This window comes from Leeuwenhoekiella aestuarii (assembly GCF_004104055.1).
In the GTDB taxonomy this organism is placed as follows: domain Bacteria; phylum Bacteroidota; class Bacteroidia; order Flavobacteriales; family Flavobacteriaceae; genus Leeuwenhoekiella; species Leeuwenhoekiella aestuarii.
In genome coordinates this window covers 1,177,207-1,193,783 of the sequence record NZ_QOVJ01000001.1, presented here as the reverse complement: position 1 = coordinate 1,193,783, position 16,577 = coordinate 1,177,207, and the positions used below count along the sequence as shown (strand labels likewise).

At 36.5% G+C, this 16,577-nt stretch carries 15 protein-coding genes; 2 read left to right on the top strand and 13 right to left on the bottom strand.

What is annotated here, in order from left to right:
* Window positions 1-44: 44 nt before the first annotated feature.
* The 3 genes from DSM03_RS05255 to DSM03_RS05245 form a co-directional block, all read right to left on the bottom strand.
* Window positions 45-926 carry a hypothetical protein gene (locus DSM03_RS05255; protein ID WP_128759941.1) on the bottom strand — a complete coding sequence of 294 codons (882 nt, stop codon included), beginning with the start codon at window positions 924-926 and terminating at the stop codon, window positions 45-47.
* A gap of 273 nt (window positions 927-1,199) precedes the next feature.
* Entirely contained in the window at window positions 1,200-1,427 is a 228-nt protein-coding gene (locus tag DSM03_RS05250) for a hypothetical protein (protein WP_128759940.1), read from the bottom strand.
* A 176-nt stretch (window positions 1,428-1,603) separates the two neighbouring features.
* Window positions 1,604-1,819 carry a transcriptional regulator gene (locus DSM03_RS05245; RefSeq protein ID WP_128760113.1) on the bottom strand — a complete coding sequence of 72 codons (216 nt, stop codon included), beginning with the start codon at window positions 1,817-1,819 and terminating at the stop codon, window positions 1,604-1,606.
* Between the two features lie 1,268 nt (window positions 1,820-3,087).
* Between DSM03_RS05245 and DSM03_RS05240 the strand changes: the two genes are divergently transcribed.
* Window positions 3,088-3,882: an RNA polymerase sigma factor gene (locus tag DSM03_RS05240; RefSeq protein WP_128759939.1), complete on the top strand. Its 795-nt coding sequence runs from the start codon at window positions 3,088-3,090 to the stop codon at window positions 3,880-3,882.
* Window positions 3,883-3,884: 2 nt separating this feature from the next.
* Window positions 3,885-4,982 carry a hypothetical protein gene (locus DSM03_RS05235; protein WP_128759938.1) on the top strand — a complete coding sequence of 366 codons (1,098 nt, stop codon included), beginning with the start codon at window positions 3,885-3,887 and terminating at the stop codon, window positions 4,980-4,982.
* Between the two features lie 343 nt (window positions 4,983-5,325).
* Here the strand turns inward: DSM03_RS05235 and DSM03_RS05230 are convergent, their stop codons facing one another.
* From DSM03_RS05230 to DSM03_RS05185, 10 genes are all read right to left on the bottom strand, one after another.
* Window positions 5,326-6,078: a hypothetical protein gene (locus tag DSM03_RS05230; RefSeq protein WP_128759937.1), complete on the bottom strand. Its 753-nt coding sequence runs from the start codon at window positions 6,076-6,078 to the stop codon at window positions 5,326-5,328.
* 19 nt (window positions 6,079-6,097) lie between these two features.
* Window positions 6,098-6,448: a GntR family transcriptional regulator gene (locus DSM03_RS05225; RefSeq protein ID WP_128759936.1), complete on the bottom strand. Its 351-nt coding sequence runs from the start codon at window positions 6,446-6,448 to the stop codon at window positions 6,098-6,100.
* A 1-nt stretch (window position 6,449) separates the two neighbouring features.
* Window positions 6,450-7,286 (bottom strand): hypothetical protein, encoded by an 837-nt coding sequence (locus DSM03_RS05220; protein ID WP_128759935.1) that lies wholly within the window; start codon window positions 7,284-7,286, stop codon window positions 6,450-6,452.
* A complete protein-coding gene (locus tag DSM03_RS05215) occupies window positions 7,283-8,101 on the bottom strand; it encodes an ABC transporter ATP-binding protein (protein WP_128759934.1) in 819 nt (272 codons plus the stop codon). Before DSM03_RS05215 ends, DSM03_RS05220 begins: the two co-directional genes overlap by 4 nt.
* A 1,766-nt stretch (window positions 8,102-9,867) precedes the next feature.
* On the bottom strand, window positions 9,868-11,091 hold the full coding sequence (locus tag DSM03_RS05210; protein WP_128759933.1) for an aminotransferase class V-fold PLP-dependent enzyme: 1,224 nt from the start codon (window positions 11,089-11,091) through the stop codon (window positions 9,868-9,870).
* 18 nt (window positions 11,092-11,109) lie between these two features.
* Window positions 11,110-12,030 (bottom strand): RraA family protein, encoded by a 921-nt coding sequence (locus DSM03_RS05205; protein WP_236643934.1) that lies wholly within the window; start codon window positions 12,028-12,030, stop codon window positions 11,110-11,112.
* Window positions 12,031-12,037: 7 nt separating this feature from the next.
* Window positions 12,038-13,303 carry an amidohydrolase/deacetylase family metallohydrolase gene (locus tag DSM03_RS05200; protein ID WP_128759932.1) on the bottom strand — a complete coding sequence of 422 codons (1,266 nt, stop codon included), beginning with the start codon at window positions 13,301-13,303 and terminating at the stop codon, window positions 12,038-12,040.
* The gene (locus DSM03_RS05195; protein ID WP_128759931.1) at window positions 13,293-14,543 is read right to left on the bottom strand and encodes an aminotransferase class V-fold PLP-dependent enzyme; all 1,251 of its coding nucleotides are present in this window, start codon (window positions 14,541-14,543) and stop codon (window positions 13,293-13,295) included. Before DSM03_RS05195 ends, DSM03_RS05200 begins: the two co-directional genes overlap by 11 nt.
* A gap of 4 nt (window positions 14,544-14,547) precedes the next feature.
* Window positions 14,548-15,027 carry a RidA family protein gene (locus DSM03_RS05190; RefSeq protein WP_128759930.1) on the bottom strand — a complete coding sequence of 160 codons (480 nt, stop codon included), beginning with the start codon at window positions 15,025-15,027 and terminating at the stop codon, window positions 14,548-14,550.
* A gap of 12 nt (window positions 15,028-15,039) precedes the next feature.
* The gene (locus tag DSM03_RS05185; protein ID WP_128759929.1) at window positions 15,040-16,572 is read right to left on the bottom strand and encodes a SusD/RagB family nutrient-binding outer membrane lipoprotein; all 1,533 of its coding nucleotides are present in this window, start codon (window positions 16,570-16,572) and stop codon (window positions 15,040-15,042) included.
* Window positions 16,573-16,577 lie beyond the last annotated feature (5 nt).

Here is a 16,577-nt window from a genome sequence, read left to right as displayed (position 1 = left end):
CAGGCCTAGTGATTTTCATAGCATACTTTGTTAACTTCTGGATTTTAGTTTTCCCATGTTTTATCTCCATCCGTTGATAATGTTATTTTATAATTTGTTAATTCAGCAATGTTGTGAAAATCTTGTTGATTTATTCTAATACCCTCTAAAAAAGTTGAATTTTTGATTTCTTGAAGAAAAATATTTGGATTTGGATAAAATTCTCTGGATTCAATTAATTCTAAACCAGAAATAAAATGTGGTAAAATTCCTCCCAATATTGAATATTCTCTCTGATATTGATAGGGATGAAAAGTATAAGTTGGTAAGCCATATTTTAACACAGCATTTCTATTTATTTTTTTTGGAAGCCAACAATGTAATATAATTCTACTTTTTTCTCGTTTTCCGTTAGCAAACATTTCGGCAATTTCGTAGTCTCTTGTTGTTGAAACAAAATGAGATTTTTTTTTATAATTAATTGCAGCAAGCTGATGTAAAATGGTTAAATAATAATTCCTAATATTAAGTCTTTCTTGATAACCTGCGTTCTCAATTTTTTCAATAAAAATTTTCTTGTTTACTTTATTTGAAAAAAAATCAGTGAAATTTTTGTTTTGCTTAAAAAAGAATAAAGTGTGCTTATTTTTGCTTTTGATAGAATCATTGTAGTACTTAATAATTCTGTCAAACACATAATCTTCAGCATCTTCGATTCGGAAATTTTCATTATCTGTGTAATATCTTTGAGCTTTTTCTCCAACCATAAACAACCTATTCAATAGAGTTTCAGTATCGGTTTGAGTCTCATTAAACTCAACATTTAATCTAAAACATAGGTTTCTAAGAGAGTCACCACGATAAACAGGTTGAATAATTCTTTTTCTTGTTAATTCCATTTGTTTTAACAAGAAATCATTATGTTTTTGTAATTCTATATTTGTCATTATGGTTTTGTCAGCTTACAGGTAACTTTTAATATATACTTAGTGGGGTGTTTGATCACTTAATTTAGCAAATACTAATGAATAGAAATTCTGTAAGATCTGCTTAAGGAGGCGAGTACTAGCAATAATATTCACGGTTTTACCATTTCGTTGTTTTTTCATAGCTCAAATTATTCATTCAATTCCGTTTGAGAAAACCATTCTGTAACTAGCTAAATTCAGAGTTTAAGTGATAATTCAACGTTTTACTTGCGGAAATCGGTTATTGAAATTTTATCGATATTGTTTAAAAACATTCATATTTATATCCATAATACCATATTTTCCGTTGGTCGAGTATTTTTTCGCATCCAAGTCTGTTAATCTGAAATTAGGAATATCATCTCTAAATTTTTTATTTCCAATTGGGTCTTCAATAAAGTGTGGACACACAATTTTAAATTCACTTGAGTTTTTAATTTCTTTTTCTGATTTGAGTTTTAATGCTTCTTCGAAATTCATAAATAAGATTTTTAGGCAAAGATAATTAGGATGTTTCGAAAGAAAAATTCTGTCACAAAAAGACAAATTTCATTTTTTACTTTTCAATTCAGTAGGTGAGACAGCATTATAGTACCCCCTAGGCAAAGCCCACTAAATGCATAGGATTGAGAAGAGTGTATGAAAATTAAACTGAACTATTCTTTGATCTCAGAAAAGAAATCAGACAATTTTAATTGACGTGCATCACAAATCCTTTTTAGAGTTTCAACCGGAATACGATATTCCTTCTCGTCAAGAATTCTTCTTACAATTTTCTCATCAATATTATGATTAAGTGCAAAGTCACGGTTTGATTTGGCATCTTTAATCCATTCGGAAATGGCATTACTTATTAGAAAATTGATATTCATATTTAACAAAGGAAGAATATCAATTAAAATTTAATGCGGAAGTTCTTCCGCATTAAGTAAAAGAATCTTATATTTGACTCATAATTATATATTTGCGAAACTTCTTTAAGTAAAATATTAGAAGCATTCGCTTTGAATCTCGAACAGAAAACTGGTAATTTTTAAACAGCGAGATGATAAGCAGGGATGCTCACGACCCGGGCGTGGGCTCTCACTTATTGCTGTTAGGTATACCAGTACCTCTGTTCAATAAGTTGAGACCTGCGCCTTTTTGTATTGGGCCTACACTCCACTTTCAGAGCTTTTGTATTCTTCTTTATAAAGCTTCGCACCCTTTTTCCCCTACATCATATAGGCCATATTGGCCGGCATCCCGCACGGGGTGATGTGTTTATTTTTTTAATATGATTTTGCCTATGGTATAGATGAGGTGTTGTTTTTGTTTTCTTAAGTGAGACTGTCTATAAGAGTTTACAAGTTTCAGGAAACCCTTTGGGTTTAAGCATTTAGAGGTTCTTTAGGATGTTCTGTTCATTTTCTTTACTCGTCTAAAGAAAACGAACCAAAAGAAACGACGCCTTTTGGATAGGTATTTTTTGCTATTGCAAAAACCGCAAGCGCCTCCCTAAATTTCTTCCAAGGCTTCAGAAATTCTTAACGGGACGCCCTTACTATACTGACCAAAAGGAGACTAGAGAATAGTATTTCTTGATCCTAAAGCTACTAGCAGTAAGAATCAAACTCCCTTTTCTCCGAAACTTCGGAAGGAAAAGGCTTGGGGATAAGGGTAACACCTATGCACAAAGGACGTGTTTACGGGTACACGTCATAATCCGCTAAGTCACCCGTGGGTTATGGGTTGCTTCCCTACGAAGTAACCTGTAGTTGGGTGGGAAACGCCGCTTTAATAGCGGCCTGGGCTTATACCGGGTAGGTTTAAGCACACCGGTGAATTAGCCATAAAAAAGTGCTGCAGACCTTAGGGTCTGTGAAAAAGAGAAGCTGTTAAGCTCAAAAACCTTCACGGTTGTGACTGGAGTCCGGCGGGAAGGCTTGAGCTTAACTAAAAACGATTGGTTTACGTAATACAGCTATGAAATATTAAAAAACGATGCTAGACCTCTTATAGAGGCTGCGTTACCGGAGCTATAAAGCCTTTTCAGGAGTCTAAATGCCTTGAAGCCCGGTTCCTTGCATAACCTTAATAGCCTAAACCGAAATGCCCTTAAAAAGAATAGAATGTAAACGAAAAACAGAACACTTAGCTTATGAAACGATTTCAACTTGATACGCACTATGATGCCTTCAAAAAAGGGTGTCCACACGCATTTGAAGCGATTTACAGGCAGTATCACCGTAGTGTCTACTGGATGGGCAGGAGCATACTTAAGGATGTCTATGCAGTTGAAAATATCCTTCAGGATACCTTTCTCATCTTATGGGAAAAAAGGGATCGCATACAATCCCCGGAACATCTACATGCGTTCTTACACTTTGTAATGAAAAGCGAGTGTATTTACCAATATAGCAAGCCCCGGAATGCGTTTCAACGAAACCTAAGCCGATTAGACTATTTCGAGAATTATCAGGATTATTTAGGCGGCTATGAGGGGAATGAAGAAGCTGCACACCTACAAAGACAGGAAGCAGATCAGCAGGCTTTAGACCAGATTCAAAAGGTACTTCCCTTACTGGGCAGTGAAAGAAAGCTTCTGGTAGAACTGTGCTTAAAATACGGCTTTCAGTATAAAGCTATAGCTCAGGCAATGGGAACCAGCACTGCCAAAACCAGTATTGAAGTAAAAGGCGCTATTGAAGATATTAAGAATATCATTACTAATGGAAGTACACTCGAAGCTGAAGCCACACCGATCCGGGCGTTAAAGGCTCCCGGTAATATGACCCGCGAACAGGAAAAAGTCTTGCAGCTGCGTACGGAAAAGCGGTATTCCTTTGCAGCCATTTCAAAGGAGCTAAACCTTTCTCTAAAGGAGGTACATCAGGAATTTATGGCTGCCTACAAACGGGTACAGCTTAAGCACGATCAGCAACAATCCGCTTAGTCATGGGAAAAGAAACGATAAAACTCACCCGAAAGATCCAGCTACAGGTGGATGCGCCTACCAAAGAGGAAAAGAAGGAGGTCTACGACACGCTCTACCGCTGGCAGAACAGAAGCTTTAGAGCGGCCAATCTCATTATTTCACATCTGTACATACAGGAACGGGTCAAAGAATTCTTTTACCTATCAGAAGGAATACGCTATAAGTTAGCGGATGAAAAAAAAGCGGAAGACGGCATCCTCAATCGGTCAAAAATGAACTGCACCTATCGGGTGGTATCCGATCGTTTTAAAGGGGAAATCCCTACTAACATTTTAGCCAACCTGAACAATACCATAATCAATAACTTTCGGAACAACCTGCCGGAATATAGCAAAGGAGAACGCGCGCTTGCCAATTTTAAAAGAAATATTGCTTTCCCTTTTGGGCCGGTAGCCATTCATGGATTATCCTATAACGAAGCGCAAAAAGCATTTTGTTTTCGTTTGTTTTCCATTCCCTTAAAAACCTATTTAGGAAAGGATTATACCGATAAACGAAAATTGCTGGAACAGTTAGTCGCCGGCAAAATCAAATTATGTACTTCCAGAATCCAACTGAAGAAGCAAAAAATTTATTGGTTAGCCACCTTTGAATTTGAGAAAGAAAAGCATTGTCTAAAACCGGAAGTCATTGCGGAAGCTTCGTTATCCCTTGAATACCCTATTACTGTGAAATCTGGAAAAGCTACACTTCGTATTGGCAACAGGGAAGAATTTCTATACAGAAGGCTAGCCCTGCAGGCTGCTCAAAAAAGAGCACAAAGCGGAGCCACCTATTGCAGACCGGGAAAAGGTTTTAAACGCAAAACTAAAGCAGTAGAAAAATTTTACGAACTGGAAAAAAACTACGTAAGTAACCGTTTGCATGTGTACAGCCGAAAGCTCATTGATTTTTGTATCCAACAACAAGCCGGCACCTTGATTCTGCTCAATCAGGAAGCTAAGATCGAGGCCGCACAGCAAGAACGTTTTGTGCTTAGAAACTGGAATTATTATGAATTAACCCAGAAAATAGAATACAAAGCCAAAAAAGCAGGTATTGAATTGCTCATCGATTGATGTGTAAATACGTAATTGACCCTAAGGGTCTGAGGGTGCTTGTACACCCGTAAGGTGAGGTATTTTAATAGCACTCACTAAATGCACGCAGCATATACAACCCTTCCCTTAAAGATTAAATGAAAAGGGATTGTTAGGAACGGATAAACGACATAAAATGCAAAAACCTATACAACGGACGTGGGTGGACTGTAAACTCAAATACTTATAATTCCTTCCCATCCCAGTCCGTAAATTGGGAGTGTTAGAAAAACGGAAGTCCAAGTTGAAACTTTTTTGGGATTACCATAAATCGTAAACCGCTTGTATTGTCTTATTCCTATAGGTTCTTAGGACATTCATGCTACTGCTTTGATTTCTGGTAAATTATTTTCTCTGATGCATCTGCACTATCAAAGAACTTATCATTAATCATAACTTGAGATTGCCCATATATTTCAACTTGTGCAGATTCCGCTTTTGCATTGCCTAATAACATCTGAGAGTTATTCCAGGCTTTTCCTTCTAAATGATCGATCAAAACCATACTTTGGGAATGTATGGAGGAATTATTATTCAGGTTAACAGTGAGGCTATCAATAGATCCAATGCTGTTGTTTACGGTCAATAATTGAAAGGTGGTGTTTGACCCTTTTAGATTTAACCTTTTCAAACCAGCTGAGCTATTAATTAAATTGATTTTCATCGAATCAGCGATAATTTGTTGAGGAGTCTCTGTTAGCTCTATAGTAAATTGATCACAAAGTCCTTCTTTATCTAGTTTATCAATAAAAAGCGTATCGCCGGATACATGATATTCCATTTCGGGTAATTTTTCCTGACGCTCTGCATATACTAAAAATTGATTTTGAGCTTTAGGATCAAACTTAATTTTTGCAACGCCACTTACTTTATTTATTTTCAAAATTTTAAAGGCAGGAAGATCATGAATAATTCTATAATCAGATTTACAATCTTCTGAGTAATTTGCAACTCTATTATCTAAATAGGAGGGTATTCTTTCTTCGCCTCTATATCGGATTTCTGCAGCCACTCCAAAAACATAGATTATAAATAATGCACAGAAGCTCCCTAATATGATATTACTTAATTTCATTTTTTAGCGTTTTAAGGATCTATAGATCCAGATGATTTTTAAGTTCCTCTGAACTAATTCCTAATTGAGAGGCTTCTTTAATAAACTGAGGTAAAATCTTATTAAAAAAGATTTTCTTTCGTTCCTGTAGAATACAGTCCAGAGCCTGAGGAGTCACGAAGTAGCCGATTCCCCGCTTATTTTCAATAATTTCTTTGGATTGTAACTCGGTATAGGTTCGCATAATGGTATTGGGATTTACGCCTACTTCTGCCGCCAGTTCACGTACAGATGGTATTTTCTCGCCAGGTTTATATTCTCCGTTAATGATCCGATCCGATAAGGTATCGGCTATCTGAATATATATGCTTTGATTGTTGTCAAATTCCATACTAAACCTCCTTTTCTTTGAGCTTAAAGAATGATACGACACTAAATAGAATACCCCAAGAAAGAATCCAATAGCTAAAGAAATTAATTATAGGTTTTGGGGAATGATCTTCTGAACCAATTGGAGATAGAAATGTTTTGGTGTCATTTATATCGTAATTACTCCATTTTAGTTCAACCATTAAATAATAGAGTAGTAACGAGCAGAGACCAAAGTATATAGCTAGTCCTAATAGTGTTTTGAGCATTACCTGTTTCTTGAAAGCTGAGGCTCCCAGAAAGAAGGCCATAGCAAGAGAAAAACTACTTGTGACCCATAAAATCAAAAAGTTTACTCGTGAAGTTATTGGAACTCCATCCTCTGTATAGTAACCCTCTAAAACCAAAATTTCATAAAATTCTTCCTTAAGATTGAATGGAATGAAGTGGGGTTTAATTATAGATATAAATGAAGTACTCAGCTCGTAGGCTAGAAGATAAAGCATAGGGAATAGCAACAAGTAAAGTAGAGGGTAGAATACAAACTCAACTAAATACTTTTCTAAGGCGGTCCCGGGTAACATTAAATAATCCTGAGCCTTCTCTTTATTTCTAAAATACGAAAAGGAAGAACTAATATAGAAACCACCTAAGAGCGCGTAGCCTAAAACTCCGATTACTATGAACATTGTATTTCCACTTTGATTCGCTCCGTTCATAAATTGTAGGAAGGCAATTATTAAAAAGGAAATACCGAAACCTACAAGAATGGCGGTCAAAAGAACTTTATAGTTGTGTAAAAAGTGTCTTTTGCTTAGGCGGAAAAGGCGTGAAGCACTAAAAATAGATCCTGTTTTCATAGTCCTTCCAGTTTTATGCCTTGAGTGATGGCGTTAAATAACAATTCAATGTCTACCTGCGAATTACTACCCGGGTTATCCAAAATAACCTTATAACCGTTGGGACTTCTCTCGCTATACAATAGTGTTTGGTTATCTAAATTGGGTAGTGTTGTAAATTGAAAATGATCAGATATACTGAGAATATCCTGATCAAAGCTGATCTTACCGTCGTTCAATATCGTGACACGATCAATAAGATTCTCCACATCTTTTACCTGATGCGTTGAAATAAGTACCAATTGATTCTCATCCAGTGCTCCCGCGAGCAATTTTCTAAAAAGCGTTTTTGAGGGAATGTCTAAACCATTTGTAGGCTCATCTAATATGAGCAGGCTGCATTTGGTCGAAAGGGCGAAGGAGATTAAGAACTTCTTTTTTTGCCCGTAAGATAGCTTATCCAATGAATTTTTAATTGGGATTTCAAAGTCCAGCAGCTGACTACGCATCAACTCGTGATCAAATTTTGGATAAAAACTGCTATTGGCTTTTATGTAGTTTGTTGCTGATGTACTGGGTAGATAGAACTCTTCAGGCAGATAATAGACTTGTTTTAAAAAATCCGGATGTCGCTTTTTAGGTTGATAGCCCAGGGCCTGAATATTACCTTTATCTGGAAATAATATCCCTGCGATTAGTTTTAATAAGCTGGTTTTCCCGGCACCATTTTTTCCTAAAAGACCGGTAATGCTCCCAGGCTCTGCTTGAAATCCTAAGTCATTAAATAACCTGTCATGTTTTACATGTGAAAATTCTAAAGAGTCAATGTGAATCATATATAGACTGTTTTACTGTATTACTTTACTAATACAGTGTAATATTAAGTATTATATTTTATATGATCCCCTTTTTCCAAAAAAAAATTATAAAAAAGATTCGATTATGTATTTGATGGGTTTTCATACGATCAAACTGAAGTACAAATATTTATGATTTGGCACGTGAAAGATTAAGGGTTATTTCCAAATTTCAATTCAATGAATAGAATACTAATAAGGCAAAAAATAAGATTGCTATAACTCCACACAGGTAAAGATCTAATCCGGCGATCGAAGAATAGACTTGAACTTAGAGTATCTAAAAATCCTTACTATCTCAGTCTTCAAATCTATTTTCATCCAGTTCATTGTAGTACTCTTTATTGTTTGGAGATAATTATCAAAATTCGGAACTCAATTGGTTTTATAAAAAATCTTCAGCCTTAAGTGCAAGCAGAATAAATCGATTTGTCGCAAAATCTTCACTAAAAATAGGGGCTCCCAGAGCTTTTGTCGCAAAAATCTAAAGACCAATCAGTTAAAAAAACAAACAATCAACTGATTACCAACAACTTAATTTATAAAATGTATACCGTAACCTCGCGCAGCGGGTTATCCTCTTGCTTTTCATTTTTATCCGCTTCGCTCCTCAAAACGATAACTTTTACACCCTAAGTTATCAATTAAAATCCGCATTAATTTTGATATCAAATGCTGTCAAATTAAATGAGGAGCAAACCCATTTACTTATTATATCTGGAGCGTTTTTCTTGGTGTTCCATCCAGCTCAGAACACTTCAATCACCTCCTATTTTAAGATCAAGGCAACGAAAAAGAGGATCTGGATTGCAGTTCCATTTACTTCCCATAGCGCCATCGCGTTTCCTTTTCGACAGACTTCCTTTTAAAATTTAGCAAGGAAGCGCTTTTATAAAAAGTGCGACAGGGGAGCCTGGTTATGCAAAGCGGCTCCGGCTAAATTTTAGTTCTTAAACGAAAAGGAAATGAGTGCTGTACAGGATGTTCAACTACCGCTTTGAAGTTGGTTAAAAGTTTCTTGTAAAACGCAAACTTGAAGTCAGCAGGATCAGGCGAACGCAATCCTTTTCCGGATTGGGTTCAAGATTTTGGAATAAACCTCTTTTTCTGGAATGAAGCCCTTCGACTTTGCTCAAGACAGGCCTTTTGCGGAATGGAGGGAAATGGGGTTTATTCAGTATAGTTTAGTCGTTTCCAAAAATTAAGAATTTAATATATACTTTATCAGAACCTCTAGATATGTTGAGTTTTTGCTACAACCATACTTCCTGTTGATCAATTATTAAAAAAAAAGCACAATTTCTATTTGTGAAATTGTGCTTATAAAATATCTATTGCCTTACTCAGTTTAACTAGGCAAAGCCTTTATAAAGCTATAGTAAGAGTTCTCCTGAGTCAATTGGATGTTTTAATACGGTTTCAAAATAATCAAAAGTATTAGCTGCTTTTCCTTAAGTAAACTTAACGGTGATAAAAGGTTTGTCTCTATTTTCATTGTTAACGCTAAGTACTTCGACACTCTTATAAATAACCTTTTCTTATTTGCTAGTCATTCATTTTTGATAATGAAATTTGCTTTTGAAGGTTTAACGTATTTTAAATCTTCTGTTGATTGTGGTCCAACTTTTAAAATGTCACCTTCTTTTAGTTTTGAAATTTTCACCTTAGACTGGGCTTGAATCCCAAAGCTTATTAAGACAAAAAAAAAGGGGTACTCTATATTATTTTCATTATTAGCATTTTAATTATTGTTTGATTAAAATTGCTTTCAAGCGTTTCGCTACTAATTCCACCTGTTTATCTTTCAAAAGAACGACTCCAATATTAATTATGTCCCGATTATTTCGTTTTGATAGATTACAAATTATACTAGGTTTCCCATTTTTAAGTTCTTCATAAACATCCTTGGCATTAATGCTATATTCAGCGGGCCAAAAGACATCTAATGAAGGAAATACATTAGCTCTCCCTGAAGGAATATTGACACTAGTTTTAATACCTGGTAATTCTCCTAATATATCACCTATGGTTTTCGTACGATCTAACCACATTTGCCATTCTGCATCGTGGTCTTTAGCTAAATATGCTTTTAATGCTGCGTACATTCCGAAAATTTCCTCCTTATTAACTTTCATAGGACGCCCAATAGGTGCCTCGTGTGGACTAAAATTTAATTTAGCAGCTTCGATCAGCTCTTTTTTTCCAAAAAGTAAGCCTGAACTTTGAGGCCCCCTGAGCATTTTACCCCCCGAAAATGTAACCAGATCAAAACCCATTTCCTGATACTTAAACAGGTTTTCTACTGGAGGTACATCTGCAGCGGCATCAATAAATGATGGCACTTTATATCGTTGGGCAACACTTATAAAATCCTGATGAGATATACTATCTTCAATCCCAAACCAAGATTCTGCAGCATTGAAGAATAATGCCATAACCGTATTCTCATTAATGGCAGCCTCCATCTCAGATACATTCTCAACCTCTATAATTTTGGCTCCGGTAGTTGTTATAGCCTGATCAAAAACATATCTATGTTTTTTCTGCATAATAACCTCGGGACGGGAACCCGAAAAACTGGGTAAACTTTTAATTTTTTCCGGATCATCACCTGTAATTGCAGCCGCTGTTCCTAATACAAGAGCACAAGCAGCACCCGAAGTAACCATCGCAGCTTCACAGTTTAACATTTCTGCAATTTTTACTCCTACTTTGTCCTGTAACTCATACATATTGGCAAAATCATTGGAGGTAGAATTAATAGCATCCATTACCTCGGGAAGCATTAAAGAGCCCGACAAAAACGTCATAGTTGCAGCAGCATTTATAACCTTTTCAACCCCTAATTCTTCAAAATAATCTGTCTTAGATATATTTTTATTGAAATGCATTAGGTTTAATGGCGTCGGTAATAGGCTACCTGCAACTGGGAGTAACGGTAGTGTTTTTAATAAATATCTTCGTTTCATAAAAAGGTTTTTTTCTAATTACCAAGTTCGATGCTCCATAAATTGTTCTATTTGCTCAATACTTAAAGAAGCATTGAAGCGCTCTTGTTTAATCCATTTTAGAAAATGCTCTTTTATTGCTGCTGTCCATTCATTATCTATCTCTCCACTGGAATAAACTCCCTCTCTTAGCATTGTATGTCCAAAGGCATCTCTTAACTCAATAAACTCTGCGGTTTCAATCACTTTTTCGGCCAAATGAGCGGGTATAAAAACAACTCCATCTGCTTTTGCTAAAACCAAATCTCCTGGCATCACAATTGCATCACCAATATGAATAGGAGTATTAAGTCCACCTAACATCACATTTTTCAGAAATGTAGGATTCCAGTTTTTGACATAAGCATTAAACCCTTCAATCATCGCTAATCCTTCTTTATCTCTAGATGCTCCATAAAAAATGACACCTTTACCCGTCTTCCCATATATAGCATTAGCAAGATTGTCACCAATTAAAGTACCTCCTATAGTTTTTCCAAACGCATCAGCAACGTAAACATCATCCTTCTCTAGTTGTTCAATTGGCCAAGAATTAGAATTACCTATCCTCCCATTTTTATGACCCCTACTCAGAATTTGCTTTTCCACATCTGGACGACTAGGTAGATACATAGCGGTTACAGCTCTACCGACAATGACTTCAGAATTAAGAGTTTCCCAATTGCCTTCGTATTGCGCTTTGTACCCTTCATTATCCAAGATTTGCCAAGCAACATCAATTGAAATACGTTCAGCCCTTTTTAATAAATCACTCGGGATTTTCGGTCTTCCATTTTCATAACGGTCTCCTGTATAACTCGCGGTTAAGTATATTAATTCTTCCCGATTCATGTCTTGCGAGAAACCTTCATTAAGTACAAATAATACTTGTAATACGAGATAAAATCTAAAAACACTCATAATTTTGTTATTGAGCTGTTTGATTCCATAGTTCACTTGCAAGACCGTTTAGGTCATAGACAATTTCTCCCGCTCTGATGGTCATTTCGCATTGAATTTTTTCATCTCCTTTCATTTTCATCCCTGCGCTATCAACAAAACCAAAATCTCCCTTTTGAATACTCAAAACAGCAATATCAGCAACCCCTCCAACTTCTAATTTACCCAGTTCAGGACGCTGAATAACTTGTGCCGGGCGCCAAGTTGTTGCATCTATTATGGCCTCAAATGGCATATCAAGGTTTAAAAACTTTGACATTATATTAAGTAAGTCTTTCATTCCTGCATTCATACTATCCGTATGCAAATCTGTACTGATCGTATCTGGGTAAAATCCTAGCGACATTGCAGGAACAGCTTGAGCAAATGCAAAACTTCCTCCACCGTGTCCAACATCGAATATAATGCCTCTTTCTCTACCCTTAACCGCATAATCATAAAGCTTTTTAGTATCAGGGTCTAGAATGGTCATTCGCACACTTGAAAGATTAGCGTACATATGCGTAAAGATATCTCCCGGCCTAAGTTCTTCAATCAATAGTTTAGTGAGAGAGAGCGGAGGTTGATGGCCTCCGAAATCAATCATAACGGGAACATTCGCTAACTCACCGGCCTCCACTGCGCGTTCTATTGGAGTCCACTCTTCTCCTGAATAATGAGCAACTTTAACACCTACAAGTTCAGGATTCTGTTGAATGGTTAGTGCCGTCATTTTAGCATCCATATCATTTAAGTTCTGTTCCCAAACTCCACCCCGCATACCTTCTCCTACTATATTAAGTAGAGATAAAATTCTTGTTTTGGAATGCTTGATAATTGTATTCTTGTAAATTTCGAAATTCTTCCAACCTGGACTCCCTGCATCCACTACAGTGGTTACTCCAGATCTAAAGGTAAATCCATCAGGTGCTACTGCGTGAAATCCCTCATTTAAGTAATGATTTTCTTTGGTACCAAAGAAATGATGGCTGTGTAAGTCTATTAATCCGGGAGTAACATAATATCCTTTTAAATCAACAACCTTTTTACCTTTTGAGTCTGCAATTTTTTTATCAATAGCTACAATGGTATCATTTAAAACAGCTATATCATAAATAGACGCTCTTTTACCATCTTTAGGATTGATTACACTTCCACCCTTAAGAATTAAATCATATTGTTGAGATAAAACAGTATTGTAATTACCTAGAATACATACGAGTACTATTTTAATCAGTAGTTTTTTATTTAGCATGATTTTTTTCTGATTTAGCGTTAAAAATTTCATTCAATCTAGTTGCGACTATTCGCTCTTGACCTGGCTTAAGCATCCAGGTTGTAACACTTACCGAATTACTACCTCCACCAGCGATCTCAATCGAAGGATGTCCCATTCGCATGGCGTCTTTGAGTTGATCTCCTGTTATTTTTAACACACGATTATCCCACTTTAAATGTAAAGTGGGGACCACGTTGGCTAATTCTGGAACAACCACCTCAGTCTTCATAGACTCGAAAGAAGAAACACTATCCTTTATTAATTCTATTTGCTTTTCCCATAGCAACCAATCCTCTTCGTGATTCCTGTTAAGGAAATCTTCAATAGCTACAAGCATGCCAACTATTTCTTCTTTATTGACTTTCATCCCTCTGCCGATGGTCTCTCCAAATGGTGGCGCATTTAATCGTGCTGCATCTATATATTTCTTTTTACCTAAAAGTACTCCAGCACTTTGAGGCCCCCTCAATCCCTTGCCTCCTGAAAAACATACCATGTCAAACCCCATTTTTTGAAACTTGAACAAATTTTCTACAGGGGGTACATCTGCTGCACAGTCAATCATCGTGGGTACATTATGCTTTTGGCATATATCTAGTACCTCTTGCCATTGTATTTGACCTTCGTAATTCAAGAAATTAACAAAGTAATACATAGCAGTTTTCTCATTAATCGCCGCTTCTAACTCTTCCTTAGTGTCTACATATATCACCTTAGCCCCGCTCACTTCAATAGCATGTGCATATTCAATTGAATGCTTACGTTGCATAATTACCTCACTTTTGAGTTTGGTAGTGTCTATATGTGGTAAAAGTGCTGCATTTTTAGGATCGGTTCCAGATATGCAGCCCGCAGTTCCTAGAGAAATTGCAGATGCTGCTCCAGAAGTAACTGTAGCAGCCTCACAGTCGAGTAATTCTGCAATGCGTGCACCAACTTTGTCCTGTAACTCATTAAGGTTAACAAAATCATCAGAGGTATTTGCTATAGCTTCCACAACCTCAGGTCTCATCAATGAGCCCGTCATAAACGTATACGTTCCCGCTGCGTTAATAAAAGTTCTCACCCCCAATTCTTTAAAATAATCTCTCTTTAACGGGTTAACAGACTCTTTATCAGAATCATGAACAAGAGGCGAGAACATATCAATGGGCACAAGACTCCCTGCAACCGGCAAAACTGCCAGTTGCTTTAAAACTTTTCTTCTATGTATCATGGGTTTATTTTAGAGCGGCTATACAGTCAATTTCGACGAGTGAATCTCCAGGTACGCCGCCATAAACAGCGACTGTCGTCCTTACCGGGGGTTTCTTTCCAAACTTGCCTCGATATACTTCATTCATAGCTTTATAATCATTGAGATCAGCTAAGTAGACATTCACTTTTAGAACTTTTTCCATCGAAGAACCGGCTTTCTCAAGCTCCTTTTTCAATTCATCAAGAACAAATTCTGTGTGATCCTTGATATCACCTTCAAAATGAGCTCCTTTTCCTGCTATATAAACTAACCCATTATGAACTACAGAACTTGAAAACAATGGTATCTCTTGATTTTCCACATCATCTGTGTTATGAGATATAGAAAGATCCTTATTGATAACCGGTGTCAAGTTATTGCCAAATGCAGCTGCACCTGCAAATCCAAAGATTGATGCAGCTACTTTTTTCAACACGTTTCTTCTTTTATTTTCTACTTTCATTTTATTCTATTTTTATTCAGCAACATCCCACCATATTCTGGTCGTGAAGTTATCGACTCCTTGTGCAGAGATTGCTTGGTTATAATTTTCTGAGTTTACACTTATTTCACCCGGTGGATAAGTAAGTCGTCTTGGGATTGTACCTCCGGTTAAATTACCAGTAACGTTTACAGGTGTCAATACAGGATAATTGGTTCTTCTCCAATTGGAATAAACTTCTATTTCATCTGGAAAAACCGATACCCAGAATTGAGTATGTATGTGCTCCATTTGCGCATCAAAACCGGTTGGAAATGGTTTCGTAGCAATATATTGTTCAATTGCTTCTTCAGAGATTGATGCTTCTGTGCCATATAGACGCCCCATAGTATTCATTGAGCTGTGAATGGCTTTATCATAATAGGATTTTGCATCACCAGATTCCCATCCCCTAATAGATGCTTCTGCTAATAATAAGTTCATTTCAGAACTACCTATGACCATCAGGGAAGAGGATAGGCTTAGAATGGTAGATAAATTGGGTTCAGAAAGTGACGCAAAATTATCAGGTCTGTTATTCAAACCATTAGGCATACCTTGTTGCAAATCGGTGTCCGTAACCTGAACTCCATCTACCCATACGGCAGCAATAGAATTTAATCTAGGATCATCACTATCCTTCAAATAGCCTATAAATGTATCTGAGTACTTTCCTCCTTCCGTATTGCTAGTTCCTTGATTTGATGCACTATAATTATTATTTCTTAATTGAAAAGAAATAGGATTACTATTGATCACTTGTCCACCGACATAGTCAATTATTGCATCATCAGTTTCATCCTCTATAACACCACCCGCAATAGCTTTTTGAGCCCATTGCTGAGCAGTAGTTGGATCAACTTTAGTGAGCCTCATGGCCAACCTAAGCATTAGAGAATTTGCAAATTTCTCCCATTTGGAAGTATCTCCAGCATATAATAAATCCCCCTCATTAAAGGACTCTTTACTAGCGTCAAAACTTGAAATTGCCGATTCCAGATTTGACAGCATACTCAAGTAAATAGTTTGCTGCGTATCGTAAACCGGAGCGAAGTTTGAAGATGCATATGCTGTAGTGGCTTCGCTATAAGGAATCATACCATACAGATCAGTAATTCGATGAAAAATATAAGCCTGCCAAATTAACGCTATTGCATATTTATTAACTTCATCAGGATCATCTTCAACGGCATTTAAAACTTTACTAATTTCATTTACCCCATCTACATAAGCGCCATTAAAATACGCATACGGATAAGCGCCTGAAGTATAGACATATTTATCTCCAAGACCCGGCACTTCTAAATAGGTAGCAAAGTGCTGAACAAACCCACCTGCTGAAAATTCGTATACCGTACCTGTACTATTATTTAGTGCATCATACATGGCTTTGGTAAACATATACTCTGCTTCAATACTCGTTGAAGCATCTGGATTTGTATTAACTTCATCAAAACCCTCATCACAAGAGCTTACAATACAAAGTACCATGATCAGCGAAATATATTTTATATATAAATTTTTCATTGAAT

Coding starts and splice junctions, on each gene's coding strand:
- DSM03_RS05255 (WP_128759941.1), bottom strand. CDS start 926: ATGACAAATATAGAATTACAAAAACATAATGATTTCTTGTTAAAACAA.
- DSM03_RS05250 (WP_128759940.1), bottom strand. CDS start 1,427: ATGAATTTCGAAGAAGCATTAAAACTCAAATCAGAAAAAGAAATTAAA.
- DSM03_RS05245 (WP_128760113.1), bottom strand. CDS start 1,819: ATGAATATCAATTTTCTAATAAGTAATGCCATTTCCGAATGGATTAAA.
- DSM03_RS05240 (WP_128759939.1), top strand. CDS start 3,088: ATGAAACGATTTCAACTTGATACGCACTATGATGCCTTCAAAAAAGGG.
- DSM03_RS05235 (WP_128759938.1), top strand. CDS start 3,885: ATGGGAAAAGAAACGATAAAACTCACCCGAAAGATCCAGCTACAGGTG.
- DSM03_RS05230 (WP_128759937.1), bottom strand. CDS start 6,078: ATGAAATTAAGTAATATCATATTAGGGAGCTTCTGTGCATTATTTATA.
- DSM03_RS05225 (WP_128759936.1), bottom strand. CDS start 6,448: ATGGAATTTGACAACAATCAAAGCATATATATTCAGATAGCCGATACC.
- DSM03_RS05220 (WP_128759935.1), bottom strand. CDS start 7,286: ATGAAAACAGGATCTATTTTTAGTGCTTCACGCCTTTTCCGCCTAAGC.
- DSM03_RS05215 (WP_128759934.1), bottom strand. CDS start 8,101: ATGATTCACATTGACTCTTTAGAATTTTCACATGTAAAACATGACAGG.
- DSM03_RS05210 (WP_128759933.1), bottom strand. CDS start 11,091: ATGAAACGAAGATATTTATTAAAAACACTACCGTTACTCCCAGTTGCA.
- DSM03_RS05205 (WP_236643934.1), bottom strand. CDS start 12,030: ATGAGTGTTTTTAGATTTTATCTCGTATTACAAGTATTATTTGTACTT.
- DSM03_RS05200 (WP_128759932.1), bottom strand. CDS start 13,303: ATGCTAAATAAAAAACTACTGATTAAAATAGTACTCGTATGTATTCTA.
- DSM03_RS05195 (WP_128759931.1), bottom strand. CDS start 14,543: ATGATACATAGAAGAAAAGTTTTAAAGCAACTGGCAGTTTTGCCGGTT.
- DSM03_RS05190 (WP_128759930.1), bottom strand. CDS start 15,027: ATGAAAGTAGAAAATAAAAGAAGAAACGTGTTGAAAAAAGTAGCTGCA.
- DSM03_RS05185 (WP_128759929.1), bottom strand. CDS start 16,572: ATGAAAAATTTATATATAAAATATATTTCGCTGATCATGGTACTTTGT.